Below are 23402 nucleotides of genomic sequence, written 5' to 3'. Positions count from 1 at the left end.
ATGCGTTTCCCTGCGGAATTGTTGCTTCGGGAGTCATGGACCCGCGGGAGCGGGCGATCGCAAGGCCTGCACACACTCCACGAATGTTCGCATATGTGAACGACGCGAGGAGAGCCGTGAATCCCCCCGTCCCCGCCCGGACCGTCTCCGGGTGACCCCGGCGCGCCCGCCCGGAGCGGTGTGTTCCGGGCGGGACGGGGCCGTCGAGCGGCAGCGGCGGACCGCTGTGGCCGTCATGACACGACCTTCGGCAGGACTCGGTCAGCGAAGCCCTGAGGCCGGCGTGGGCACGGCACGGGTGACCTGGATCTTCTCCCGGAACATCAGTTCCTCGACCCGGGGGGCGATCTCCTGCTGCCACCGCTCGCTCTCGTAGACCGCCGCGTAGAGCCGCTCGCGTTCCGCCTCGTCGGCGAACCGCCGCATCCACACATAGCCGTCGGGGTCCTCCTCGTCCATGAACGAGGCGATGACGTTCATCCCCTTCGACTTCTGGAAGGGAATGATCACCTCCTCGATGAAGGCGACCCATTCGTCCCGGCGGCCGGGCCTGATCTGGTAGCGGCGGATCTCGTAGAACATGCACGTCTCCTTGCGGCTGGTGTGGGGGCTGATGTGACGGGTGGATGGCCTCGGGCGTCCGCCGTCGGCGCGGAGTGGGTCAGGCGCCGACGCGGAGGACCAGCTTGCCGCGGGTGTGGCCGTCCTCCCCCTGGCGGTGGGCGCGAGCGGCCTCCTCCAGCGGGAAGACCTCCTCGACCTCGACCGCGACCTCGCCCTTGTCGATGAGTCCGGCGATCGTGGTCAGGGCGGCACCGTCCGGCTCGACGAGGAAGGCGCTGGTGCGGATCCCACGGGCGTCCGCGGCCTCCCGCACCTCGGGGGCGACGCCACCCGGGACGGCCACCAGCAGTCCGCCCTTCCTGAGCACCTTCAGGGAACGGGTGCCGGTGGCGTCGTGGTCCTCGCCCAGCAGGTCGATCACCACATCGACGTCCTCGACCACGTCCTCGAAGCGCTGCGCGGTGTAGTCGACCAGCTCCGCCGCTCCGAGCCGGCCGAGCCATGCGTGCCGGCTCTCCCGGGCGGTCCCCACCACCCGCGCCCCCAGATGCCGGGCGAACTGGACGGCGAAGTGTCCGACGCCACCGGCGGCGGCGTGCACCAGAACCCGCTGCCCGGCCGTCACATGCGCGGTGTCCACCACGATCTGCCAGGCCGTCAGCGCCGCCAGCGGCACGGCGGCGGCCTCCTCATGGCTCAGGGTGGCCGGCTTACGGGCGAACTGGCGGGCCGGAGCCGTGACGTACTCGGCGTAGCCACCGGCCTGCCGGGGGAACCACGGCATGCCGTACACCTCGTCGCCGGGGGCCAGCGTGGTCACCCCGAACCCGACTTCCTCGACCACACCGGAGACATCCCAGCCCAGGGTGAACGGCGGCTCGCCGAGCACACCCGCCATACCGCCACCCTGACGGGTCTTCCAGTCGACCGGGTTGATACCGGCGGCACGCACCCGCACCAGCACCTCGGTGGGCAGCGGCTCCGGCCGCGGGACCTCCGCGACGCGCAGCACCTCCGGGCCGCCGAGCGCGTCCTGTACCACCGCACGCATCATGGACCTGGCCACGTGTGCCTCCTGAACTCATCGTTCTCGTCACGCCCGCTCTCCGGGCGCGCTCGCACGCTATCCGCGGGGGCCTGGTTACCCACAAGGGACACTGCTACCTTTTGGGTAGTACCAGCATCCGGAAGGTCCTCCATGAGTACGCGATGTCACACCGGCCAGCACGACCATCATGATGTGTACGAGGCCCAATGCCCGTGCCGCGCCATGCTGGATCTGCTCGCGAACAAGTGGTCGGCGCTCGCCATCGGGGCGCTGGAGGACGGCCCGCTCCGGTTCGGCGCCCTGCAGCGCCGTCTTCAGGGGGTCAGCCCCAAGGTGCTCACCCAGACGCTGCGCCGCCTCGAAGACGCCGGTCTCATCGAACGGACGGTCTACCCCGCCGTCCCGCTCCACGTGGAGTACGAACTCTCTCCCCTGGGCCACAGCGCGTCCGTCCCGCTCAGGAACCTGCGCCTGTGGGTCGAGGACAACCTGGACCTCACCACCGCGCCCGCGAAGCCCATGTGACGGCGCCGGTCCCCTCCGGCGCCGCCCGCCCCCCCCTCAGCACCCTCCTCGCGGTCGGAGAGCGCCCTTTCCGGGTCCGGGGCTCCTCAGGCGGCGGGGACGGTGCGGATGGCGGCGATGTCGAACTGGAGGCGGACCTTCTCACTCACCAGCGCGCCGCCCTCGGCCAGTCGGGCGTTGTAGGTCAGGCCCCATTCGGAGCGGTTGATGGTGGTGGTGCCGTCGAACCCCGCCCGCTGGTAGCCGAAGGGGTCCGTGACGTACCCGATGTAGGTGAGTTCCAGGACGACGGGGCGGGTGATGTCTCTGATCGTGAGGTCCCCGATCATCCGGTAGACGTCCGGGCCCGCGAGTTCCACGGCGGTACTCGTGAACCGGATGTGGGGGTAGGTTCTGGCGTCCAGGAACTCCCGGCCCATCAAGTGGTCGTCGCGCTGCTCGACACCGGTCTGGACACTGGCGGTGGACAGCACGACCTCGGCCCGGGAACGGCGCGGGTCGCGGCCGTCGAAGTAGAGGCGGCTCTCGAATTCCGTGAAGGCGCCACGTACCGTGCTCACCATGGCATGGCGGACGGAGAAACCGATCCGGCTGTGGGCCGGATCGACGATCCACTCTCCGGTGAGCGCCGCGAGGCCGGTGTCCGGCACAGCGACGGCGCCGGACGTCGCCCGGGCAGGGGGGACCTCCGATGCGGCGTTGGCGACCGCGCGACGGGAAGTACTGCGGCTGAACAGGTTCATGCCACCCGTTGTTACTTTCAACTTAGGGGGTGACGCAACCCTTGATCAAGAGCAGTTACTCAAGGATCTTGAGTAATTACGGCCGGGTGCCCTCCGAGCGCGCTCAGTTGTGGCCCGCACGAGGACGCCCGTGCCCGACGCGGGGCGGCGTCCACACGGCTGTATAGGTCATCCTTGTCAACGCCCGCTGATCACCACGATGTTCCCCCCGAGGAGAAGTCCCCGTTGACGACCGACAGCTACTACGAGCCGATCGATGAGTACCGCTACAAGCCCACCGCACACGTCAGTGGCGCCTGGAGCACCGACGAACAGCACTTCAGCCCGCTCGGTGGGCTGATCGTCCACGCCATCGACCGCCACCTCGCCGCCCTTCCGCACACCGGGCTGCTCCTCAGCCGCATCAGCTTCGACATCCTCGGGCGCCTGGCCCTCGACGAGTGCGAGATCCGGGTGGAGACCGTACGGCCCGGCCGCACCATCGAACTCATCGAGGCCGTCGTGCTCATCGCCGACCGCCCGGTGGTCCGGGCCCGTGCGTGGCTCCTCGCCGCCGTGGACACCGCGGCCGTCGCCGGTGGCGCCGGGGACCGGCTCACCCCTCCCGAGAAGCTCGCCCCCTGGGCCATGGCCTCCCTGTGGCCCGGCGGATACATCGCCTCCCTGGAGTCCCGTCCGCTGGCACCGCCCCAGCCGGGCCGCGCGACCGTCTGGGTCTCCACCCCGCTCGCCCTCGTGGCCGGGCAGACCAGCACCCCCCTGGCCTCGTACGTCGCGCTCGTCGACACCGCCAACGGAATCGCCGTACGCCAGCCGCCCACCACCTGGATGTTCCCCAACGTCGACCTGACGCTCCACCTCCACCGCCAGCCCGAGGGCGGCTGGGCCGGGCTGGACACCACGGTCACCTTCGGTCCCACCGGCCAGGGCATCACCAGCACCGTGCTGCACGATCTGCGCGGCCCGATCGGACACGCCCAGCAGATCCTCACCGTCCGCCCGCTGCCCGGCGCCTGACCTCGTACGAGACCCGCCGCCACCGGTGAGGTGGCGGCCTCCCTGTACGATGACGCGGCAAGCAACGAACCACTCTGCCTGACGCAGAGCTGGCGCGACCGCCCGGCGGCCGCGGTCTTCTGCCCCTCATCGGCGCGGACCCGGTATCTACCCCGGTCCAGCGCGAGAGGACAGCTCTCGGCGCACTCCGCCATGCCGGCCCGGGTGCGCTACCAGGCGGCGGAAAGGCGTCGGCCGTGGCATCCGCGGTCTCCAGCACCACCCCTCCTCCCGCACAGCGCGCCGGCTACCGGCACCTGCTGCGCACACCGGGCGCATGGACCTTCCTGCTGCCCGGCTTCGCCGCCCGGCAGCCGTTCGCGATGCTGACGATCAGCATCGTGCTGCTGCTGCGCCACACCACCGGGTCGTACGGACTCGCCGGCGCGGTCGCGGCCGTCACCGGCGTGTCCATGGCGCTGTTCGCGCCCCAGAGCGGCAAGCTGGCCGACCGCCATGGGCAGAGCGCGGTCCTGGTGCCGGGTGTGCTGCTCCACGCGGCGGCCGCCGCCCTGCTGACGGCGCTCGCCCTGGCCCATGCGCCCCTGTGGGCGCTGATCGCCGCCGCGGTGCCGACGGGCGCTTCCGTCCCGCAGGTGGGGCCCATGGTGCGGGCCCGCTGGGCGGCCGCGCTCGGGGACGGCGCTGTCGGGGACGGCGCCCCGGGCGGATCCGGGCCGCGTTCGGGACGCCATCCGCTGCTGGCGACGGCGGCCGCGTTCGAGTCCGTGACGGACGAGCTGACGTTCGTCATCGGCCCCGTGCTCGCGACCGGTTTGAGCACCGGTGTGCACCCGGCGTCCGGCCTGATCGCGGAGGCGGCGCTGACGCTGGTGGGCGGACTGCTCTTCGCGGCCCAGCGCCGTACCGCCCCGCCGCTGGGCGCGGCGCGGGCGGACACCCGGAAGCGGCCCGCCTCGGCCCTGTCCGTACCGGGCGTACGGGTCCTGGCCGTGGCCTTCCTGGGCGTCGGCTCGGTCTTCGGCGGAATGCAGGTGGCCCTCACCGCCTTCGCCCAGGAACACGGCCAACCGGGCCTGAACGGCGTGCTGTACGGCGTCTTCGCGGCGGGCAACATGCTCGCGGGCGTGGCCTGTGGCGCCATCGCCTGGCGCACCTCCCCCCGGCGGCGGCTGCTGACCTCCTACGCCGCGCTGACGCTGGTCTGCGCAACGCTGTGGGCGGTACCCGCGCCGCTGCCGCTGGGCGGGCTGGGGCTGCTGGCGGGCCTGTGCATCGCACCGGCGCTGATCACCGGATACACCCTGGTGGAGGCCCTGGTCCCGGCCACGTCCCGGACGGAGGCGTTCACCTGGCTGACCGGCTCGGTCGCGCTGGGGCAGGCCGCGGCGGTGACGGCGGCCGGACAGCTGGCGGACGGATTCGGCGCGAGCGCCGCCTTCACGGTGCCGCTCGTCGGCACGGCGCCGGCCCTGCTGACCGTGGTGTCCCTGCGCGCCCGGATCACACCGCGCGGCGTCTCCACGGCGGTACGCCATGAACAGCCCACCGCCGATACGCACAACGGGTCGCTCCAGACGGCGGACACCGCCTGAGCGACGCCCCGGCCCTCCGGGCCGTACGGTCCCGGCACGCGCTCAGGCGAACGTCACCCGCGCCGTGGCGTGCCGGGCCTCCCGGTGGGTGGCGATGCGCAGATCGGCGCCGCCGCCGGAGGGGGTGCCGGACGCCACGAGGCGTTCCCCGGCGAACAGCGGCTTCCGCAGCCGGTAGGACAGCGAGGCCACCCGCCGCGCCGGGGCGTGGCGGCGGACGAGTTCGAGCATGAGCAGGGCCAGCAGCGGACCGTGGACGACGGGGCCCGGGTAGCCCTCCTCCCCTTGCGCGTACGGCGTGTCGTAGTGGATGCGGTGGGCGTTGGCGGTGAGCGCGCTGAACCGGAACAGCAGGGTCGGATCCGGCTGCAGCGGGAGCTGCCACGTCCCCTCGGGGTCGGGCGCGGCGGACGCGTCGAGGGCTGCCGGGTGGTGGCGTACCGAGCCGCGCCCCGCCCGGTAGACGATGTCCTGTTCCTCGACGAGGCAGGTCCGGCCGCGCTGGCGCAGTTCCCGGCGCTCGGTGACGAACAGCAGCTCCCCCGTGCTCCCGTGCTTGGCCGTCACCGTGCCCAGGCTGCTGATGCGTTCGGCCGGCTCGCCGAGGCGCGGCGGCTCGGTGATCTCGCATCGTCCTCCGGCGATCATTCGCTGCCGGTGCGGGATGGGCGGCAGGAAGTGTCCGTTGCGGGGGTGTCCGTCGGCTCCGAGCTCCCGCTGGGCGGGCCAGTGCAGGAAGTAGAGCCAGTGCCACAGCGGTGGCAGGGGCTCGCCGTCCTTCGCCACGGCCTCGGGCAGGTCGAGGACCGCCGACAGGGCCGCGACGGGGCCTACGGGCAGCGCGTCCTCGGCCGCGACCGGTCCCGGGGCCCATGAGGCGACGTACGAGCTGAGCGGGGGCGGGGTGGGTTGCATGGTGCTTCTGTCTCTCCTCGTGCGTGAGTCGGTGGTCAGATCATGCGTGAACGGGTGGTCAGACCGGGAAGGGTTCCTCCGCCAGGAACGACGACACGATCGTGGCGGCCGCCGGGCGGCACTCCTGGAAGTAGCCGTGCCGCGCGCCCTCGAAGATGTGCGTACGCGCCTGGGGGATGCGCGAGGCGAGCAGGGGTGCGTTGACCGCCGGGGTGAGCCGGTCGTCCGCGCCGTGCAGGATCAGGGTGGGCGCGGTGATCAGCGGGAGGACGTCCCAGGCGTCGTGTCGATTGCTGGCCACCAGGTGGCCTCGCCGGGCGTGCGGGGGCATACCGGGGGCGCCGAGGGTCGTATAGGGCCCGGGGTGTGCGGACCGCCAGGCCGGGGTGTACATCAGGTCGATCAGCGCTTCGTTCGCCGCCCGCCCGTCGGCCTGGGCCAGGGAGCGCCGCACCCCCATGTCGCGCTCCGTCGCGTGGGGCCCGCCGGGCGAGGTGCAGCCGAGGACGAGCCGGCGGATCCGGTGCGGATGGCGGGCGGCGACCCACTGGGCGACCCGTCCGCCCATGGAGGTCCCGTACAGATCGGCGCGCTCGATGCCCAGATGGTCGAGGACGGCGATCACATCGTCGGCGAAGCCCGGCGTCGAATAGGGCTGGTCGGGCTTTTCGCTCTCCCCCGTGCCACGCCAGTCCATGGTGAGGGTGGTGTGGGTGGCGTGGAAGTCCGCCCGTATGCCGTCCCACCAGTGGTGGTTGTTGGCCTGGCCCGCCAGGAGCACCAGCGGGGGCCGTCCGGTGCCGTGGTGCTGATAGGCGAGGAGGGTGCCGTCCAGCGCGCGGGCGTGGCCGCTGACCTGCTGATGGACGTCGGTGCTTGCCATGGGTGTCTCTCGCCTTTCGGGCCTCGGGTGCCGTTTTCGGGTTCGGGCCTCAGGTGTCGCTTTTCGGGGCTTCGGGCTTCAGTTGTCGTCGGTCGGTGCGGCCCTCGTGTGCAGCTGGGCGGAGGGCCACCGCTCCTGGTCCACGGCCGAGGTGATCTGGTGGAGCAGTTCCCGGGCGACGGCCTCCACCGCCGGGGGTGTCCGCCCGGCTCGCGACATCCCGAGGGCGATCGAGCGCCATACGTCGGGTTCGCACAGCGGTGCCGCGCCGAGTGTCCCATCGGCCACGTCCTCGGCGATGCCCAGCCCCGGCAGGATGGTCCAGCCGTGCCCGGCCCGGACGAGTTGCTTCTGCACGCGCATGGAGTTTGTCTGCACGGCGATGTCCATCTCGACCGCGGCCCGTCCGGCGGCCCCGTCGATCAGGCTGCGCAGGGCGTGCCCGGCCGCGGGCATGACCAGCGGATGCTCGGCGGCCCGCGCGAGGGGAACGGGCTGATCGTCCGCTCGAAGAGGGCGACGCCCAGCTTCTCCCCTGGGACCTCCATGAGTATCCATGATGACACTGAGCTCGGAGGCCAATCCCGCCTCACCCCGCCTCCCCCCGTCTTCCCGTCTCACAGGAGCGTCAGAGCATGAGCACCCTCGACATCGTGTCCGAGGACGAGCGGTTCATCACCGAGGAACTGGCCCGTGGCTGGATGAGCCTGGCCGGTGCGATGGGCGGCCACACCGTGGTCTCCACCCTCCTGCTGCGCTTCGGCACCGAGGAGCAGAAGCGCCGCTATCTGCCGAAGATGGCCACCGGCGAGATCCGGGCCACCATGGCGCTCACCGAACCGGGCGGCGGCTCCGACCTCCAGGCGATGCGCACGGTCGCCCGTAGGGACGCGGACGGCTATGTGGTGGACGGCTCCAAGACCTGGATCACCAACTCCCGCCGTTCCCGGCTGATCGCCCTGCTCTGCAAGACCGACCCCGACGCCGCCCCCGCACACCGGGGCATCTCCATCCTGCTGGTCGAGCACGGGCCCGGTCTGACGGTCTCCCGCGATCTGCCCAAGCTGGGCTACAAGGGTGTCGAGAGCTGCGAATTGTCGTTCGACGGCTACCGGGCCCCGGCCGACGCCGTTCTGGGCGGTGTGGAGGGCAAGGGGTTCGCCCAGATGATGAAGGGGCTGGAGACCGGCCGGCTGCAGGTCGCCTCCCGTGCGCTCGGCGTCGGCCGGGCGGCGCTGGAGGACGCGCTGGCCTACGCCCAGGAACGCGAGTCGTTCGGCAAGCCGATCTGGCGGCACCAGTCGATCGGCAACTACCTCGCCGACATGGCCACCTCGCTGACCGCGGCCCGTCAGCTCACCCTGTACGCGGCGCGGGAGGCCGACGCGGGGCGGCGCGTGGACATGGAGGCGGGCATGGCGAAGCTGTTCGCCTCCGAGACCGCCATGGAGATCGCGCTCAACGCCGTGCGCATCCATGGTGGTTACGGCTACTCCACCGAGTTCGACGTGGAGCGCTACTTCCGCGACGCGCCCCTGATGATCGTCGGTGAGGGCACCAACGAGATCCAGCGCAATGTGATCGCGGCTCAGCTCGTGAAGCGCGGCGGGCTGGAGTGAGGGCGAGGGGAGTCAGACGGGCTGGAGTGGGGCGGGCCGGTGTGGGGCGGGCCGGAGTGGCGTCCGCCCGCCCGCCGCGCGCTCAGCCGCCCGCGATGACCTTGCCCGGGTTGAGAATCCCGTGCGGGTCGAGGGCCGCCTTGACGGCACGGTGCATGTCCAGAACGGCCGGTGCGAGCTCCCGCTCCAGACCGTCCCGCTTCAGCAGGCCCACCCCGTGTTCGCCGGTGACCGTGCCGCCGAGGTCGATGGCGTCCGCGATGATGTCGTGGAAGGCGGCCTGGGCCCGCTCCCGGGCCGCGGTGTCGCCGGGCTGGGTGATCAGCAGCGGGTGGAGGTTGCCGTCACCGGCATGGGCGATGTTGGCGATGAGCGTGTCATGGCGGGTGGCGGCCCGCTCGATCCGCGCCAGCATCTCCGGTACGGCCGCCTTGGGCACGCAGACGTCCTCGGTGAGCACCGGGCCCAGCCGCTCCAGCGCCGGATAGGCGAGCCGCCTGGCCGAGAACAGCGCGTCGGCCTCCTCCTGGTCCGTGGACTGCGCGGCCCAGGTCGCCCCCGCCTCCTCGAAGCAGGCGAGCATGCGCTCGGCCTCCTGCGCCCCGGCCGGGCCCGGGGCGTCCGTACGGCCGAGGAGCACCACGTCCGCGTCGACGGACAGGCCCATGTTCTTCCACTTGTCGACCGCCGCCAGGCAGTGCCGGTCGATCAGCTCCAGCGCGGACGGGGTGAGCCCCGCCGCCCCGATCGCGGCCACCGCCCGTCCCGCCGCCACGACCGAGGAGAAGTATCCGGCGACCGTGCGCTCGGCCTCACGCCGCGGCCGCAGCCGCACCGTGATCTCGGTGATCACTCCCAGGGTGCCCTCGGAGCCGACCATCAGCCCCGCCAGGTCGTACCCGGCCACCCCCTTGGCGGTCCTGCGGCCGAGCCGTACGAGCTCACCGGTGCCGGTCACCATCTCCAGGCCCAGCACATAGTCGCGGGTGACGCCGTACTTCACACAGCACAGCCCGCCCGCGTTGGTCGCCACATTGCCGCCGATGGTGGACCAGGGCGCGCTCGCCGGGTCCGGCGGGTACCAGAGCCCCTGCTCGGCACAGGCGGCCCGCAGATCGTCGTTGACCACACCCGGTCCGACGACCGCGAGGCGCTCCACGGGGTCGATCTCGTGGATGGTGTCCATGGCCTCGGTGGAGAGCACCACACAGCCCTCGACGGCGTTGGCACCACCCGAGAGACCGGTGCCCGCGCCGCGGGTGACCAGCGGAACGCCGTGCCGCACACAGGCCCGCACCACGGAGCGCACTTCCGGCGCCGTACGTGGCCGCACCACCACGAGGGGTGTGCCGTACGGCGCCCACTCCGCCTCGTCGTGGACGAACCCGGCGGCGACACCGGGGTCCTCGACCATGCGGCCGTCCGGCAGCTCCTGCCGCAGATCATCGATCAACACGCCCGGTCCCCTGCCTTGTCGTCGAGCACGGTGCTTCCGCCCGCACGGTACCCACCGACCCGAGAAGCCCTGATCACCGCCCCCGCCACCGGTGGGCCGCGGGCCGGTCCTTGTGCGAGAACCATCGTTCTCCTACGCTCGTACCCGAAGGGGAGAATGCTCGTTCTCCCGTTCCGTCCGCTCCCCTCCCCCGCCCTGCTCCACGGCCCGCAAGGAGACGCTGTGACCGACGCCCCACGCCCGCCGTTCCCCCCGTTCACCCGGGAGACCGCCATCCAGAAGGTCCGTCTGGCCGAAGACGGCTGGAACTCCCGCGACCCGGAGAAGGTCGCCCTGGCCTACACCGTCGACTCGCGCTGGCGGAACCGCGCGGAGTTCGTCACCGGGCGCGAGGAGATCATCGCCTTCCTCACCCGCAAATGGGCGCGCGAGCTGGACTACCGGCTCATCAAGGAGCTGTGGGCCCACGACGGCGACCGCATCGCCGTGCGCTTCGCCTACGAATGCCACGACGACTCCGGCAACTGGTTCCGCTCCTACGGCAACGAGAACTGGGAATTCGACGACGCCGGTCTGATGCGCCTGCGCTACGCGTGCATCAACGACCTCCCCATCGAGGAGTCGGAGCGTCTCTACCACTGGCCGCTCGGGCGCCGCCCCGACGACCACCCCGGGCTGAGCGACCTCGGCCTCTGACCGACCGGCACCAGGAGAGCGGCGAAATGATCAGTCCCGAGACCGCGGAGCTCCGGATCCTCGACGCGGCCGAGACCTTGTTCTACGGACGGGGGCTCCAGGCGGTGGGCATGGACGAGATCCGTTCCGCCTCCGGCGTCTCCCTCAAACGGCTCTACCAGCTCTTCCCGTCCAAAGGGGAGCTCATACAGGCGTATCTGCGGCGGCGCGACATCCGCTGGCGCCGGAAGCTGGCCGCGTACGCCGATGCCCAGGACACACCCGAGGAACGCATCCTCGCGGTCTTCGACTGGCTCCACGAATGGTTCGGCGAGCCGGACTTCCGCGGCTGCGCCTTCAGCAACTCCTTCGGGGAACTCGGCGCCACCTCCTCGCCCGTGGCCGAGACGGCACGCGCCCATAAGGAGGCGTTCTTCGGGTACCTCGCCGAGCTGACGGCGGCCGCGGGCAAACCGGCCTCGCTCTCCGGCCACGTGGCCCTCCTCGCCGAAGGCGCCATCACCACCGCGGCCATCACCGGCAGCGCCGAACCCGCGCACCGGGCGAAGGAAGCGGCACGCGTCCTGCTGGCGGCGGCATAGCCGTCGCCACCAAGGACATGGCCGTCTCCCACCAGGACATGGCCGCCACCGACAAGGGCGTAGCCGCTACCATCCAGTCTCATGCGGGGGTGGTGGGAGCGGGGCCGGGCGCTGGGAGCGGCCCACCCCCAGGTCGTGGACATCGGGATCGCGCTCCTGGTCCAGGCGGCCATGACGATGCCGTTCGTGGTGCCGCGGCCGCCCGATCAGGAGCCGGCGACCTGGCCCGCCTACGGGCTGACCACGCTCACCGTCATCCCCCTGATCTGGCGGCGGCACGCTCCCCTCGCCGTGCTGACCGCGATCATCGCGACCAGTGCGCTGTACAAGCTGGCGGTGGAGGGGCCGGGCCAGCCGCTGCCGTACACCGGGCTCGTCATCATCTACACGGTCGCCGTCGTTTCACCGCCGTGGAAGCGGCTGGTCGCCGGGGGTCTGCTGACGGTCGCCGTGCCGGTGTCGGTGTGGCTGAACACCCGGACCGCCCGTGAGCTGACCTTCTCCCTCTTCGTGTTCGCGGCGGCCTATGTCTTCGGGCGGCTGACCGATGCCCGGCAGCGGGAGCACCGGATCGAGGCGGAGCGGGCCGCCGCGCGCGAACGGGCCCGGATCGCCCGGGAGATGCACGACATCCTCTCCCATGCGGTGAGCCTGATGATCGTGCAGGCGGAGGCCGGTCCGGTGGCGGTGCGGACGGCGCCGGAGCGGGCCGAGGCCGCCTTCGACGCCATCTCCGCGACGGGCCGGGACGCCATGGTCCAGCTGCGCCGGATGCTGGGTGTGCTGCGCGAGGCCGATGAGCCGGACCGCGCTCCGCGTACGCCACAGCCGGGCCTGGCCGGTCTGCCCGAGTTGCTCGACCGGATACGGGCGAGTGGTCTCGAGGTGGCGTACGTGTCGGCGGGGGCCGTGCGGCCGCTGCCGGAGGCCACCGGGGCGAGCGTCTTCCGGATCGTCCAGGAGGCCCTGACGAACGTGGTCAAGCACGCGGCGGCCCGCGGCGTTTCCGTCCGACTCACCTATGGCGACGGTGCGGTGGACATCCGGGTGCTGGACGACGGGCGGGGGCCGCGGTCCGGTTCCGGCGGCGGCCACGGTCTGATCGGGGTCCGCGAGCGGGCGGCGGCGCACGGCGGTACGGCGGTCACCGGGCCGGGCCCGGACGGCCGGGGCTTCGAGGTACGGGTCCATCTCCCCGTATCCTCCGCGGCGGAGGTGGCGCGTTGACGATCCGGGTGGTGGTGGCCGACGACCAGGAGCTGGTGCGCAGCGGCTTCGCCATGATCCTCGACGCCCAGCCGGACATCGAGGTGGTCGCGGAGGCGGGCGACGGGGCCGAGGCCGTCGAGGCGGTGCGGCGGCACACGCCCGAAGTGGCCCTGCTGGACATCCGGATGCCAGGTGTGGACGGTATCGAGGCGTGCCGCGAGATCGCCGCGTCCGGCGCCTGCCGGACGGTGATGCTGACGACCTTCGACTCCGACGAGTATGTCTACGAGGCGCTGCACGCGGGCGCGAGCGGCTTCCTGCTGAAGGATGTGCGCAGGGACGATCTGGTGCACGCGGTACGGGTGGTGGCGCGGGGCGACTCGCTGCTCGCCCCGTCGGTGGCCCGGCGTCTGGTGGAGCAGTACACCCGGGCCACCGCCCGGCCACGGCGGCCCGACCCCCTGCTGGACACCCTGACCGGACGGGAGCGGGAGACACTGCTGCTGCTCGCGCGGGGGCTGTCGAACGCCGAGATCGCCGCGGAGCTGGTCGTCAGCGATCACACGGTCAAGACACATGTCGGCAATGTGCTCGCCAAGCTGGGGCTGCGGGACCGGATCCAGGCGGTGATCCGGGCATACGAGACGGGCCTGATCACGGCCGGGGATCCCCCGCCCGGGGGAGCTACCCGGCCCGGCTCCTCCCCCGCGTCGGCGAGGAACTGACACCCCGAACACCGCTCGCGCGGGCGATCCGCCCGAGACCGCCGGTCACCAGGATGGAGCCACCGAGAACAACGGCTCATTTCACTGGAGTTGACCATGAAGAACACCAGCCGCACCCTGCTGGCCGCGGCGCTTGTCCTGGGCGCCGTGGCGGGCCCGGCGGTGCCGCCGGCCCTCGCGGCCACCTCGTCGCCCGCGGACACCTTGCCCGCCACGGCCTCCACACCGTCCGGGATCCCCGAGCTGGAGGCCGCCATCGCGGAGCTGCCGACGGATGAGGCCACGGCCGCGCTGGTACGGCTCGGGGGCACCGGGGGCGTCTGGAGAGGCAGTTCGGGCGTGCACGACCTGACGACCCACCGCCCGGCCGATCCGGCGGGCCGCTTCCGCGCCGGTTCGGTGACCAAGGTCTTCACGGCCGCGGTCGCCCTGCAGCTGGCCGCCGAGGGCACACTCGACCTGGATCGCACCGCACGCTCGTATCTGCCGGAGCTGATCCCGGCGTCGTACGCAACGGTCACCGTACGGCAGTTGCTCAATCACACCCACGGCATCCCGGCCGCCGATGTCCCCGGGGACACGGTCGAGGAGCGGTACGCCGACCGCTTCCGGATCCACACCCCCGAGGAGATGGTCCGCTCGGCGACCGCGGAGAAGCGCGAGTTCGCGCCCGGCGAGAAGCAGCACTATCTGAACATCGGCTACACCATCGCCGGACTGGTCATCGAGCGGATCACGGGCGACACCTACGAACACCAGGTGACCCACCGGATCCTCGAGCCCCTGCGGTTGCGCGACACCTACCTCCCGGGGACGGATCCGCATATCGCGGGCCCGCACAACCACGGCTACCAGAGGATGCGGCTGGAGGACGGCACGACCGGGTTGCGCGATGTGTCGGTGTGGAGCCCGACGGACGGCTGGGCGGCCGGGGACATCATCTCGACCACGGCGGACCTGGAGCGCTTCACCCAGGCCCTGTTCCAGGGCCGGGTGGTGCGCGGTCCGCTGCTGCGGGAGATGTTCACCCTGCCGAAGGTGGCGGACTTCACCACCGGCGACCCGGCCGCGTACTCGGCCGGTCTGTCGATGAAGAAGCTGGGCGGCCGGGAGGTGTGGGGGAAGTCGGGCGCCCGCTGGGGCTACACCACCGGCATCGCCTCCACCCGCGACGGCTCGCGCACCCTCGTCTACAGCGTCAACTCCACGGACGCCAAGGGCCAGGAGATGAACACGGTGGTGCGGGACATCATGGTGGCGGCCTACGGCAGCCCCTGAGCGGTGCCTCACGGCGGCGCGTCGCCCCGCGCCCGTGCCGTCGCGAGCACCTCGGGCAGATCGGCCAGCCGGTCCAGGCCCCGCACCGCCCTGGCCATGCGGTGGTTGCCGGAGAGCGGGCCGCGATGGCGGTGCAGAAACGACCAGTAGCCGGTGGTGTAGGGGCAGGCGCGCTCGCCGGTGCGGTCCCTCGGGCGGTAGGCGCAGGGGCCGCACAGGTCGCTCATCCGGTCGATGTACGCCCCGCCGGAGGTGTACGGCTTGGTGGTCATCAGGCCGCCGTCGGCGTACTGGGACATCCCCACGACGTTCGGCAGCATCACCCAGTCATAACCGTCGACGAAGCAGCGGTGGAACCAGTCCGTGACCGCCGCCGGGTCCCAGCCGTCCTGGAGCGCGCGGCTGCCGAGCACCATCAGCCGGGGGATGTGATGGGTCCATCCGGTGTCCCGGACCTGTTGCAGCGCGTGGCGCAGGCAGCGGGCGGTGACCGCGTCGGCGTCCAGCTCGAGGAACCAGCGCGGCAGCGGCTCGGTGTGGCCGAGGGCGTTGTGGCCACGGTAGTCGGGGCCGAACCACCAGTAGACGTGCCAGATGTACTCGCGCCATCCGGCGATCTGCCGGATGAACCCCTCGACGCTGTTCAGGGGCGCGTCGCCGGCCCGCCACGCCCGCTCGGCCCGGTCCACGCATTCGGCCGGGTGCAGCAGCCCGAGGTTCAACGGTGCCGAGAGCAGGCTGTGGCCCAGCACGGGATCCGCGGCGAGCATCGCGTCCTCGTACGGGCCGAACCACGGCAGCCGGTGTGCGATGAAGTGGCGCAGGGATGCCAGTGCCTCCCGGCGGGTGGCGGGGAAACATCGTGGACCGTCGCGTCCGACGAAGGACACCCGGCCCTCGCGCTCCCAGCGGTCCAGATCGTGCCGGACCTCGTCGTCGATCTCGTCCTCCTGGGGGCGCCACGGGTCGGGTGCGCCAAGGGTGCGGGCGCCGCGGGGCGGGGGCTCCCGGTTCTCCCGGTCCAGGTTCCAGTGCCCGCCGGCGGGCTGGTCGCCGTCCATGAGCAGCTCGTGTTCCCGGCGCACCCAGCGGTAGAAGTCCTCCATCCGCATCCGCCCCGGGGTGCGCTCCTCGGCCCAGGTGGCAAAGGCGTCGAGCGGCGTCAGAAAGCCTCTGGCGGGCAGCACATGGACCTGTTCGAGCGACTCGACCAGGCCCAGCGCGGCGTGGGAGGTCGGCCGGCAGACGGTCACCGGCTCGCGCCCGGCGGCCTCGGCCAGCCCCTCGCGGTACGTCCGCGCCCGTACGTACCGCACGCGGTCGCCGAGTTCGGCGGCACGGTGCCGCATCGCGGACAGCAGGAGATGGGCCTTGGCGCGGTGGAAGCGACGGCGGCGCAGCACCGCCCAGGACTCGATCATGATGAGCGGGGCCCGTGGATCGGGGCCGTGGTGGCGGTGGTCGATGAAGTGCGGGCCGAGTTGATCGCCGAAGAGCCAGTGCGGGCGTACGGCCATCGTGCGAACTCCTGGGAGGCGGCTGGAGGGACGGACTCCTGGCGGTGGGAGGATGGCGCCCGCCGCGGGCGGCCCGGCGGACCGGGCGGCGGCGGACGCCCTCAGGCTATGCGCCACTCCCGCCCGGTCGGCCCGCGACGCGCCTCAGTCCGCCTTCAGGGCCGTGAGGACGTTCAGCCGGGCCGCGCGGCGGGCGGGCCACAGGCCCGCCACCACGCCGACGAGTGCGGCGCCCGCGAGGGCCATGGCGATGCGGCCCCAGGGGATGACCATCTCGTACCCCTGGATGCTGTCGGAGGCGAGCCTGCCCGCGGCCCAGCCGAGGAAGATGCCCGCGCCGATGCCCAGAAGGGCACCGAACAGCGAGATGAGGACGGACTCCAGGTGGATCATCCGCTTGGTCTGCTCGGGCTGTAGCCCGACCGCGCGCAGCATCCCGATCTCTCGGGTGCGCTCGAACACGGACATCGCGAGGGTGTTGACGACTCCCAGGACGGCGATCACCACGGCCATGGCCAGCAGCCCGTACAGGACGTTGAGGAGCAGGGTGATGGCCTCGCCGCCGGCGGACTCGGCCAGGTCGTCGGTGTTCCGCAGCTGGATGAGGGGGTTCTGGTCGAGGGCGCGCTGGAGGGACCGACGTACCGTCTCGCCGTCGCCGTCCTTGGTGTGCACCAGGACCGAGGCGTCCTCGATCTCCTTCAGATGGGGCTGGAGGGTGGCCAGCGGCATCATGGTGGCCGGGAGGAATTCGTCGTCGCGGTAGATGCCCCCGATCCGCAGGGTGCCCCGGCTGCCGTCGCCGTAGACCACCGGCACCCGCTGTCCCATGGTCCATCCGTGGATGTCGGCCGTGGAGGTGTCGATCAGCAGGTTCTTGCCGCCGTTCGCGCCCAGTGCCGCGAGCGACCCCGATGCGAAGCTCGGGTCGAGGAGGTCGCGGATGCTCCGGGGGTCCACACCGGTCAGGTTCACCTCGTCGCCGCTGATCCGCACGGCGCTCCGGCGCTGCGGGCTGGAGGAGGTCACGGCCGTGGACTTCGCCAGGGTGTCCTGGACCGACGCGGGCAGGGGGCCGCTGTTCCGCGACGAGATCTCGAAGTCGGCGGTGACGGTGTTTTCCGCCCGCTGGTGCAGCGATGTCGTGGCGGACACCGCGACCACGGTGAGGCCGGTGACCATGGACAGCCCGATCATCAGGGCCGAGGCCGTGGAGGCGGTGCGCCGGGGGTTGCGCCGGGCGTTGCGCGGGGCCAGCGTGCCCGGGACACCGAAGCGGCGCAGGAGGGGGCCGGCCAGGGCGATGGCCGGGCCGGAGAGCGCCGGGGTCACCACGATGATGCCGATGAGCAGCAGAACGGACGGGAAGAGGACGGTGGTGCGGCCCTGCTCGCCGCTGGACGCGGTGTACAGCACGCCGAGCACCCCGATCACGATCAGGGCGACACCGATGGCGTTGCGCCTGCGGAGGCTGCGGACCGGCGGGGGCGTGTGGAGCGCGGACATGGCGGCCACGGGAGGCACGGCGGCGGCGCGGCGGGCGGGCAGATAGGCGGCGAGCATGGTGACGACGACGCCCACCAGGAACGAGACGAGTACGGTGCCCGGGGCGATGACCAGCGGCCCGTCGGGGAAACCGGATCCGGTGGACGCGAAGAGCTGCCGGAGGCCCATGGCCACGCCGATGCCGAGGAGGAACCCGGCGGCGCCCGCGCACAGCCCCAGCAGGGCGGCCTCGATGAGGACGGAGCGGGTCACCTGACGGCGGTCGGCGCCGACGGCCCGCATCAGGGCCATCTCCTGCGAACGCTGGGTGACCAGCATGGTGAAGGTGTTGCCGATGACGAAGATGCCGACGAACAGGGCGATGGCCGCGAAGACGAGCAGCACCTGGCTGAGCCCGTCCGCCCCCTCGGCGGCCTCGGCCTGCTGCCGGGCGCGCAGTTGGGTCCCCGTGCTGATCTCGGAGTCATCGGGCAGCAGGTCGCGCGCCTCGGCCGCGAGCCGCTGCTCGGAGGTGCCGCGCTTGGCCTGAAGGGAGACTCCGTCGTACTGGCCGGGCTTCAGCAACAGCTTCTGCGCGGTGGCGTCGTCGAAGAACACCGCGGTGCCGCCGGAGCCGGAGGTGTCGTCGGTGCGGACGATGCCGACGAGTCTCTTGTGCAGCACCGGCCCGTCGACGGCCAGCCGGACGGTGTCGCCGACCTGGTAGCCGCCCTGATCGGCGGTGCTGGTGTCCATCAGCACCTCGTCGGGCCCGGTGGGGGCGCGTCCGGCGGTCAGCGGGTGGCGGTTGTCCTTGCCGTCGGCCTGGGGGAAGTAGTTGCCCGCCATGGTCACGTCGTCCTCGCCGAGGGGGTGGCCGTCCTTCGCGGCCACGGCGGCGAACCCCTCGACGGAACCGGTCACAGACGCCACGCCGGGCAGCCGCTGCAGACGCCGCAGGGTGTCCTCCCCCACCGTTCCGGGCTCGCCGGCCTTCTGGTCGAACGGCGGTGTGGCCTGGACCGAGATAGTGCGCAAGGTGGTGAGGTAGCGCTCCTTGTAGGCGTTGCCGACGGTGTCGGTGAAGACGAGGGTGCCCACGACGAAGGCGACGCCGAGCAGAACGGCGAGCATGGTCATCAGCAGGCGGGCTTTGTGCGCGAGGACGTTGCGCAGGGCGGTGCGGAACACGGGGGCCTTCCGGGAGGGTGCCGGGTGAGGGGTGCTCGGGGAGCGGGACGCGCGTCAGGCGCGGCGCGTGGGCGACAGGCGCGGGAGTCTGCGGCAGGCGCGGGGCGCGGACGTCAGACCTGGTGCGCCGGCGTCAGGCGGCCCATGCGCTCCAGGACGGCCTCGGCGGTGGGCGCGTGGAGTTCGTCGACGATGCGCCCGTCGGCCAGGAAGACCACACGGTCCGCGTAGGAGGCGGCGGCGGGGTCGTGGGTGACCATGACGACGGTCTGGCCCAGCGCGCTCGTGGAGCCGCGCAGGAACTCCAGGATCTCGGCGCCACTCCGGGAGTCCAGGTTGCCGGTGGGCTCGTCGGCGAAGACGATGTCGGGCCGCCCGGCCAGCGCGCGGGCGACGGCGACGCGCTGCTGCTGACCGCCGGAGAGCTGGCCGGGCCGGTGGTCGAGCCGGTCGGCCAGGCCGACGGTCTGGATGATGCTCTCCAGCCAGGCCCGTTCCGGCTTACGGCCGGCGATGTCCATGGGGAGGGTGATGTTCTCCACGGCGCTCAAGGTGGGCAGCAGATTGAACGCCTGGAAGACGAAGCCGATGCGGTCGCGGCGCAGCCGGGTGAGCTGACGGTCGTTCAGGGAGCCGATCTCCGTGTCGCCGAGGCGGACCGACCCGAAGGACAGCGAGTCGAGACCGGCCATGCAGTGCATCAGGGTGGACTTCCCCGATCCGGAGGGACCCATGATCGCGGTGAACTGGCTCCGGACGAAGCCGACCGTGACCCCGTCCAGGGCCACCACACGGGTGTCCCCCGTGCCGTACACCTTGGTCAGGTCGGTGGCGTGGGCCGCGTAGCTCTCCGGGGCGGAAGGGGGCAGGTTTGCGTGCATGCCGATCCTCGGTGGACGCTCGATGGATTGCCCCTCGTGGCCGAGGGTGCCGCCGCTGATGGCGACGTCCATGAGCCTCCCGCTCGGCCACCCTTCGGCGGATCCCCCGAACCTCCGGCGCCGCATCCACCGATCGGGGGAGATTGCCGCGGGACGGCCCTTCCGGCCGGACCGCGATGACGCGGGACCGCGATGACGCGGGACCGCGATGACGGCGGGACCGCGATGACGCGGGACCGCGATGACGGCGGGACCGCCCTTCACGGCGAGAGCACTCTTACGGCTCGACCGCTATTCGGCACGCCCCGTGCGGAACGCCCAGGCCGCGACCTCGACCCTGTTGCGCAGGCCCAGCTTCGCCTGGACCGACCCCAGATGGGTCTTGACCGTGCTGGGCGCGATGTACAGCTCGGCCGCGATCTCCGGGTTGGTCAGTCCGCGGGCGATGCCCTGGATGACCTCCTCCTCTCGGTCGGTCAGCGGATCGGCCGGCTCGGACGCGCCACGTCGCCGCGCCTTGGTGAAGTGCTGCAGCAGACGGAGGGTGATCTGCGGGGCGACCATGGCGTCCCCGCGGACGGCCGCCCGGACCGCCTCGGTCAGCAGCGCCGGACCGGCGTCCTTGAGCAGGAAGCCCGACGCTCCGTTCGACAGCGCCGTGTACACATATTCGTCGAGGTCGAAGGTGGTGACCACGACCACTTTCGGCGCCCCGGCATGACCGCCGCCGGCCAGTCGGCGGGTGACCTCCAGACCGTCGGGCGGAGGCATCCGGATGTCCACGAGACACACGTCCGGCCGTGTCTCACGGGCCAGCGACAGGGCCGAGGCCCCGTCGGCGGCCTCGGCCACCACCTCCATGTCGGACTCGGCCGACAGCACCATGCGGAACCCGGCCCGCACCAGATGCTGATCGTCCGCGACCAGGATGCGTATGGTCATGCCGTCCTGCCCTCCCGTAGCCGCAATCCGGATCGTACGGCGTGCCGCCCGCGCGCACGGGCGTTCCGTGACGCCTCGTCGGGGTGCAGCGGTACGGAGGCGTGGACGCGCCACCCGCCTTGGGGGCGGTGCCCCGCCTCGAAGGCGCCGCCGAGGAGCTCGATCCGCTCGCGCATGCCCATGATGCCGAAGCCGCCGCCGAGCCGGCCGAGGCTGCCGCGGTGTCCGGACGGGGAGCCTTGTCCGTCGTCCTCGACGACCAGTTCGGCGTGGCGTGCCGCGACCCGGGCGGACACATCCACCGACCGCGCCCCGCGCGCATAGCGCTGGGCGTTGGTCAGGGCTTCCTGCAGGACGCGGCTCAGCCCGCCGGTGACCTCCGCGGGGACGTCCTCCGGCAGGTCGCGGCCGAGGTCCAGCCGGATCGGCAGCCCCGTCGCCCGTGCCTCGTCGACGATGCGGGTCAGGACCTCGCCGAGGTTCTCCGGATGCCTCGGGGTCTCGTCACCGCGCATCGAACCGACCAGACGCCGCATCGATGTCAGCGCCTCGCCGCCCGCGTGCTCGACGGCCTCGAGCATCTCGTTGAGCATCTGCGGGTCGGGGGTGCCCCGGCCGGTGACATGGCGCACGGCCTGCAGCTGGACCACGATCGCGGTCACCTGATGGGCCACGGTGTCGTGCAGGTCGCGGGCGAGCGCCAGCCGTTCCTCCTGGCGCACCAGTTGTCCGGTGCGTTCCTGCTGGGCGTCGTAGAGGCGCAGCACCAGGCCGCAGACGAAGGCCAGGGCCAGCACCAGCAGGGTGTTGTCGGAGAAGTCGCCGGGATTCGAGTCCCGCAGCACCGGGACGGAGTACACGCTGACGCTCACCGCCGCCACGGCCGCCAGGGCCCACCGGGGTGTGCAGCGGCGCACCGCCACGGCGAGGAGGAACAGCAGACCCATGAGTTCGCTGCCACTGGTCTCGCTGGTCACCATGTTCACCGGCAGCAGGTGATAGGCCACGGTGGCCACGAAGGTGCCGGCGCAGGCCACCAGCACGGCCCGCGGGACCCAGCGGACATCGCGCACCACGGCCAGCACGGCCATCGCCCCGGCCAGGGCTCCGGAGCAGACCGGCACCCAGTCCCCGACGTAGGACTCCGTGTCGAAGGTCGGGTTGAAGACCATCCGTTCCCGCATGTCCTCATAGACGGAGAAGAGGAACAACAGCGCCAGCGCCAGGATCAGGATCCGCCCCGGCCAACGTCGGTAACCGGCGCGCCGGCCGGTGGACACAGCTATTCGCACCCGCGCCACCCTACGCACCTACGGAGGCGATTGCCGCCCGCCTTCCGCGCGCGGGTCGGTGGGCATGGGTGCGGGCCGGGCGTCGCGCACCCGCTCGGGTGTCCAGTACGCGGGGTCCGGCGGATCGGCCCGGTGGGTCCGCGGGGTGTCCGGGGCCTGGGGATCGCCGGTGTCCTGGCCCCGGGCGGTGACGGCGAGGGCCGCGACGATGCCGGTGGCCGCGATCGCCGCGGTGAGGAGGGTTGCAGTGAGCGGGCGCATGGCGTTCTCTCCCGATGCCGGAGGCTCTCCCGATGCCGGAGGCCGGGACCCCTGGGTGCGGGGCCCCGGCCGAGTGCGGTGTGGTGCTCAGCCGTTCGCGGTGTTGTTGTAGATCGTTTGGATCTTGTTGTCGAAGTAGGGGCTGTCGATGTAGGCGGGCGGATCGGTCCGGGTGCTGGTGACCCCGATCTCGGTACCCAGGCCGGTGGTCTCGTTGTAGTCCCGCAGCCAGGGGCCGCCGCTGGCGCCCTCGACCATGGTGCACCCGTTCCGCACCCGGGAGCCGTCCTGCCACGTGCCGATGTTCTGGCACACGTAGGGCACCTCGCCGTCGTAGCCGAAGGCGGCCGGGTAGCCCCAGACGGTCACGGTGTTGACGTACCCGTAGTTGTAGCCGAGCCCCATGCCGCCGACGGTGTTGACCAGCTTGCTGGAGCCGTTGTCCCAGACGTTGGCCACGCCGATGTCGTAGTTCAGGTCACTGCTGTTGATCCAGCCGTTGAACGAGGTGAGCGTCTTGGCCGACCAGGTTCCGTAGGGCCGGGAGCCGTTGTAGTAGGCGGGAACGAACACCCAGTTGGTCGCCCAGGTGCCGCCGGCGCCACCGTGGACGCAGTGCCCGGCGGTGAACACCATGTTCTTCGTGGGATTGTTGACCGCCGCGGCGGAACAGGCGTAGTCGCCGCCGTTGGTCGGGTTGTGGAAGAAGACCTTCCCCTGCACGATCGAGGTCGCGATACGGACCCCACGGGCCTTCTTCGACGTGGTCGCCTTCTGCGGTTTCGCGAGCTGAGAGGGTTTGGCCGCCGCGTCGACGGCCGCCTTCCGGGACGCCTTGGCGTCGGCGGGCGTGTCGGCCTCGACGGCTCTGCGCATGCGCTGCGGAGTCCAGTAATTCTCGGCGGACTCAGCGGATGAGCGGGACGCCGCACTCTTGTGCGTGGACACCGCGGAATCCGCGGTACGTGTGACGGTGCTG

23 protein-coding genes are annotated in these 23402 nt (G+C 71.9%); 9 read left to right on the top strand and 14 right to left on the bottom strand.

Going from position 1 to position 23402, the window contains the following annotated elements; genetic code table 11:
- Window positions 1-261: 261 nt before the first annotated feature.
- Together J8403_RS39030 and J8403_RS39025 are read right to left on the bottom strand one after the other, a co-directional pair.
- A complete protein-coding gene (locus tag J8403_RS39030) occupies window positions 262-582 on the bottom strand; it encodes an NIPSNAP family protein (RefSeq protein WP_211127310.1) in 321 nt (106 codons plus the stop codon).
- A gap of 79 nt (window positions 583-661) precedes the next feature.
- Window positions 662-1615, bottom strand: a complete 954-nt coding sequence (locus tag J8403_RS39025) for an NADP-dependent oxidoreductase (RefSeq protein ID WP_211128653.1) — start codon at window positions 1613-1615, stop codon at window positions 662-664.
- 147 nt (window positions 1616-1762) lie between these two features.
- Here J8403_RS39025 and J8403_RS39020 point away from each other — a divergent pair, with 147 nt between their 5' ends.
- Window positions 1763-2137, top strand: a complete 375-nt coding sequence (locus tag J8403_RS39020) for a winged helix-turn-helix transcriptional regulator (protein WP_211127309.1) — start codon at window positions 1763-1765, stop codon at window positions 2135-2137.
- An 86-nt stretch (window positions 2138-2223) separates the two neighbouring features.
- On the opposite strand, the gene J8403_RS39015 is transcribed toward J8403_RS39020, so the two are convergent.
- On the bottom strand, window positions 2224-2880 hold the full coding sequence (locus J8403_RS39015) for a YceI family protein (protein ID WP_211127308.1): 657 nt from the start codon (window positions 2878-2880) through the stop codon (window positions 2224-2226).
- A 225-nt stretch (window positions 2881-3105) separates the two neighbouring features.
- Between J8403_RS39015 and J8403_RS39010 the strand changes: the two genes are divergently transcribed.
- Both J8403_RS39010 and J8403_RS39005 read left to right on the top strand, forming a co-directional pair.
- On the top strand, window positions 3106-3897 hold the full coding sequence (locus J8403_RS39010) for a thioesterase family protein (RefSeq protein WP_211127307.1): 792 nt from the start codon (window positions 3106-3108) through the stop codon (window positions 3895-3897).
- A gap of 236 nt (window positions 3898-4133) precedes the next feature.
- Entirely contained in the window at window positions 4134-5492 is a 1359-nt protein-coding gene (locus tag J8403_RS39005; protein ID WP_211127306.1) for an MFS transporter, read from the top strand.
- A 42-nt stretch (window positions 5493-5534) separates the two neighbouring features.
- Here J8403_RS39005 and J8403_RS39000 read toward each other — a convergent pair whose 3' ends face one another.
- The 3 genes from J8403_RS39000 to J8403_RS38990 all read right to left on the bottom strand — a co-directional run bounded on the left by J8403_RS39000 (window position 5535) and on the right by J8403_RS38990 (window position 7848).
- The gene (locus J8403_RS39000; RefSeq protein ID WP_211127305.1) at window positions 5535-6407 is read right to left on the bottom strand and encodes an HTD2 family dehydratase; all 873 of its coding nucleotides are present in this window, start codon (window positions 6405-6407) and stop codon (window positions 5535-5537) included.
- 58 nt (window positions 6408-6465) lie between these two features.
- On the bottom strand, window positions 6466-7290 hold the full coding sequence (locus J8403_RS38995; RefSeq protein WP_211127304.1) for an alpha/beta fold hydrolase: 825 nt from the start codon (window positions 7288-7290) through the stop codon (window positions 6466-6468).
- Between the two features lie 78 nt (window positions 7291-7368).
- Window positions 7369-7848: a LysR substrate-binding domain-containing protein gene (locus tag J8403_RS38990; RefSeq protein WP_281427972.1), complete on the bottom strand. Its 480-nt coding sequence runs from the start codon at window positions 7846-7848 to the stop codon at window positions 7369-7371.
- A gap of 77 nt (window positions 7849-7925) precedes the next feature.
- Between J8403_RS38990 and J8403_RS38985 the strand changes: the two genes are divergently transcribed.
- The gene (locus J8403_RS38985) at window positions 7926-8909 is read left to right on the top strand and encodes an acyl-CoA dehydrogenase family protein (protein WP_211127303.1); all 984 of its coding nucleotides are present in this window, start codon (window positions 7926-7928) and stop codon (window positions 8907-8909) included.
- A gap of 82 nt (window positions 8910-8991) precedes the next feature.
- Here the strand turns inward: J8403_RS38985 and J8403_RS38980 are convergent, their stop codons facing one another.
- Window positions 8992-10323: an FAD-binding oxidoreductase gene (locus J8403_RS38980; RefSeq protein ID WP_246586431.1), complete on the bottom strand. Its 1332-nt coding sequence runs from the start codon at window positions 10321-10323 to the stop codon at window positions 8992-8994.
- Window positions 10324-10587: 264 nt separating this feature from the next.
- Here J8403_RS38980 and J8403_RS38975 point away from each other — a divergent pair, with 264 nt between their 5' ends.
- The 5 genes from J8403_RS38975 (at window position 10588) to J8403_RS38955 (ending at window position 14854) form a co-directional block, all read left to right on the top strand.
- On the top strand, window positions 10588-11061 hold the full coding sequence (locus J8403_RS38975; protein ID WP_211127301.1) for a nuclear transport factor 2 family protein: 474 nt from the start codon (window positions 10588-10590) through the stop codon (window positions 11059-11061).
- A gap of 26 nt (window positions 11062-11087) precedes the next feature.
- Complete coding sequence (locus J8403_RS38970) at window positions 11088-11642, top strand: TetR/AcrR family transcriptional regulator (protein ID WP_211127300.1); 555 nt, start codon at window positions 11088-11090, stop codon at window positions 11640-11642.
- An 81-nt stretch (window positions 11643-11723) separates the two neighbouring features.
- Window positions 11724-12869, top strand: a complete 1146-nt coding sequence (locus tag J8403_RS38965) for a sensor histidine kinase (protein ID WP_211127299.1) — start codon at window positions 11724-11726, stop codon at window positions 12867-12869.
- Window positions 12866-13576 carry a response regulator gene (locus J8403_RS38960; protein ID WP_211127298.1) on the top strand — a complete coding sequence of 237 codons (711 nt, stop codon included), beginning with the start codon at window positions 12866-12868 and terminating at the stop codon, window positions 13574-13576. Before J8403_RS38965 ends, J8403_RS38960 begins: the two co-directional genes overlap by 4 nt.
- A 96-nt stretch (window positions 13577-13672) precedes the next feature.
- On the top strand, window positions 13673-14854 hold the full coding sequence (locus J8403_RS38955; RefSeq protein WP_211127297.1) for a serine hydrolase domain-containing protein: 1182 nt from the start codon (window positions 13673-13675) through the stop codon (window positions 14852-14854).
- An 8-nt stretch (window positions 14855-14862) separates the two neighbouring features.
- On the opposite strand, the gene J8403_RS38950 is transcribed toward J8403_RS38955, so the two are convergent.
- The 7 genes from J8403_RS38950 to J8403_RS38920 form a co-directional block, all read right to left on the bottom strand.
- Window positions 14863-16371, bottom strand: coding sequence for a cryptochrome/photolyase family protein (locus J8403_RS38950; protein ID WP_211127296.1), 1509 nt, complete (start codon window positions 16369-16371; stop codon window positions 14863-14865).
- A gap of 144 nt (window positions 16372-16515) precedes the next feature.
- Complete coding sequence (locus J8403_RS38945; RefSeq protein ID WP_211127295.1) at window positions 16516-19047, bottom strand: ABC transporter permease; 2532 nt, start codon at window positions 19045-19047, stop codon at window positions 16516-16518.
- Between the two features lie 113 nt (window positions 19048-19160).
- Window positions 19161-19928 (bottom strand): ABC transporter ATP-binding protein, encoded by a 768-nt coding sequence (locus tag J8403_RS38940; protein ID WP_093470852.1) that lies wholly within the window; start codon window positions 19926-19928, stop codon window positions 19161-19163.
- A gap of 291 nt (window positions 19929-20219) precedes the next feature.
- Entirely contained in the window at window positions 20220-20870 is a 651-nt protein-coding gene (locus J8403_RS38935; protein ID WP_211127294.1) for a response regulator, read from the bottom strand.
- Window positions 20867-22162, bottom strand: a complete 1296-nt coding sequence (locus tag J8403_RS38930; RefSeq protein WP_211127293.1) for a sensor histidine kinase — start codon at window positions 22160-22162, stop codon at window positions 20867-20869. The genes J8403_RS38935 and J8403_RS38930 overlap by 4 nt, the downstream gene beginning before the upstream one ends.
- Window positions 22163-22180: 18 nt before the next feature.
- Window positions 22181-22423, bottom strand: coding sequence for a hypothetical protein (locus tag J8403_RS38925; RefSeq protein ID WP_211127292.1), 243 nt, complete (start codon window positions 22421-22423; stop codon window positions 22181-22183).
- An 87-nt stretch (window positions 22424-22510) separates the two neighbouring features.
- The gene (locus J8403_RS38920; protein ID WP_211127291.1) at window positions 22511-23299 is read right to left on the bottom strand and encodes a trypsin-like serine peptidase; all 789 of its coding nucleotides are present in this window, start codon (window positions 23297-23299) and stop codon (window positions 22511-22513) included.
- Window positions 23300-23402: the final 103 nt, after the last annotated feature.

Source organism: Streptomyces yatensis (assembly GCF_018069625.1).
GTDB classification, from domain to species: Bacteria; Actinomycetota; Actinomycetes; order Streptomycetales; family Streptomycetaceae; genus Streptomyces; species Streptomyces yatensis.
Note: the sequence above shows the minus strand (reverse complement) of the source record. Positions and strands in the feature narration are given on the sequence as shown.

Bases quoted from the DNA above. Each gene is read 5' to 3' on its own strand.
- J8403_RS39030 (WP_211127310.1), bottom strand. From the start codon at position 582: ATGTTCTACGAGATCCGCCGCTACCAGATCAGGCCCGGCCGCCGGGAC.
- J8403_RS39025 (WP_211128653.1), bottom strand. From the start codon at position 1,615: ATGCGTGCGGTGGTACAGGACGCGCTCGGCGGCCCGGAGGTGCTGCGC.
- J8403_RS39020 (WP_211127309.1), top strand. From the start codon at position 1,763: ATGAGTACGCGATGTCACACCGGCCAGCACGACCATCATGATGTGTAC.
- J8403_RS39015 (WP_211127308.1), bottom strand. From the start codon at position 2,880: ATGAACCTGTTCAGCCGCAGTACTTCCCGTCGCGCGGTCGCCAACGCC.
- J8403_RS39000 (WP_211127305.1), bottom strand. From the start codon at position 6,407: ATGCAACCCACCCCGCCCCCGCTCAGCTCGTACGTCGCCTCATGGGCC.
- J8403_RS38995 (WP_211127304.1), bottom strand. From the start codon at position 7,290: ATGGCAAGCACCGACGTCCATCAGCAGGTCAGCGGCCACGCCCGCGCG.
- J8403_RS38990 (WP_281427972.1), bottom strand. From the start codon at position 7,848: ATGGATACTCATGGAGGTCCCAGGGGAGAAGCTGGGCGTCGCCCTCTT.
- J8403_RS38985 (WP_211127303.1), top strand. From the start codon at position 7,926: ATGAGCACCCTCGACATCGTGTCCGAGGACGAGCGGTTCATCACCGAG.
- J8403_RS38980 (WP_246586431.1), bottom strand. From the start codon at position 10,323: ATGGTCGAGGACCCCGGTGTCGCCGCCGGGTTCGTCCACGACGAGGCG.
- J8403_RS38970 (WP_211127300.1), top strand. From the start codon at position 11,088: ATGATCAGTCCCGAGACCGCGGAGCTCCGGATCCTCGACGCGGCCGAG.
- J8403_RS38965 (WP_211127299.1), top strand. From the start codon at position 11,724: ATGCGGGGGTGGTGGGAGCGGGGCCGGGCGCTGGGAGCGGCCCACCCC.
- J8403_RS38955 (WP_211127297.1), top strand. From the start codon at position 13,673: ATGAAGAACACCAGCCGCACCCTGCTGGCCGCGGCGCTTGTCCTGGGC.
- J8403_RS38950 (WP_211127296.1), bottom strand. From the start codon at position 16,371: ATGGCCGTACGCCCGCACTGGCTCTTCGGCGATCAACTCGGCCCGCAC.
- J8403_RS38940 (WP_093470852.1), bottom strand. From the start codon at position 19,928: ATGCACGCAAACCTGCCCCCTTCCGCCCCGGAGAGCTACGCGGCCCAC.
- J8403_RS38935 (WP_211127294.1), bottom strand. From the start codon at position 20,870: ATGACCATACGCATCCTGGTCGCGGACGATCAGCATCTGGTGCGGGCC.
- J8403_RS38925 (WP_211127292.1), bottom strand. From the start codon at position 22,423: ATGCGCCCGCTCACTGCAACCCTCCTCACCGCGGCGATCGCGGCCACC.
- J8403_RS38920 (WP_211127291.1), bottom strand. From the start codon at position 23,299: ATGCGCAGAGCCGTCGAGGCCGACACGCCCGCCGACGCCAAGGCGTCC.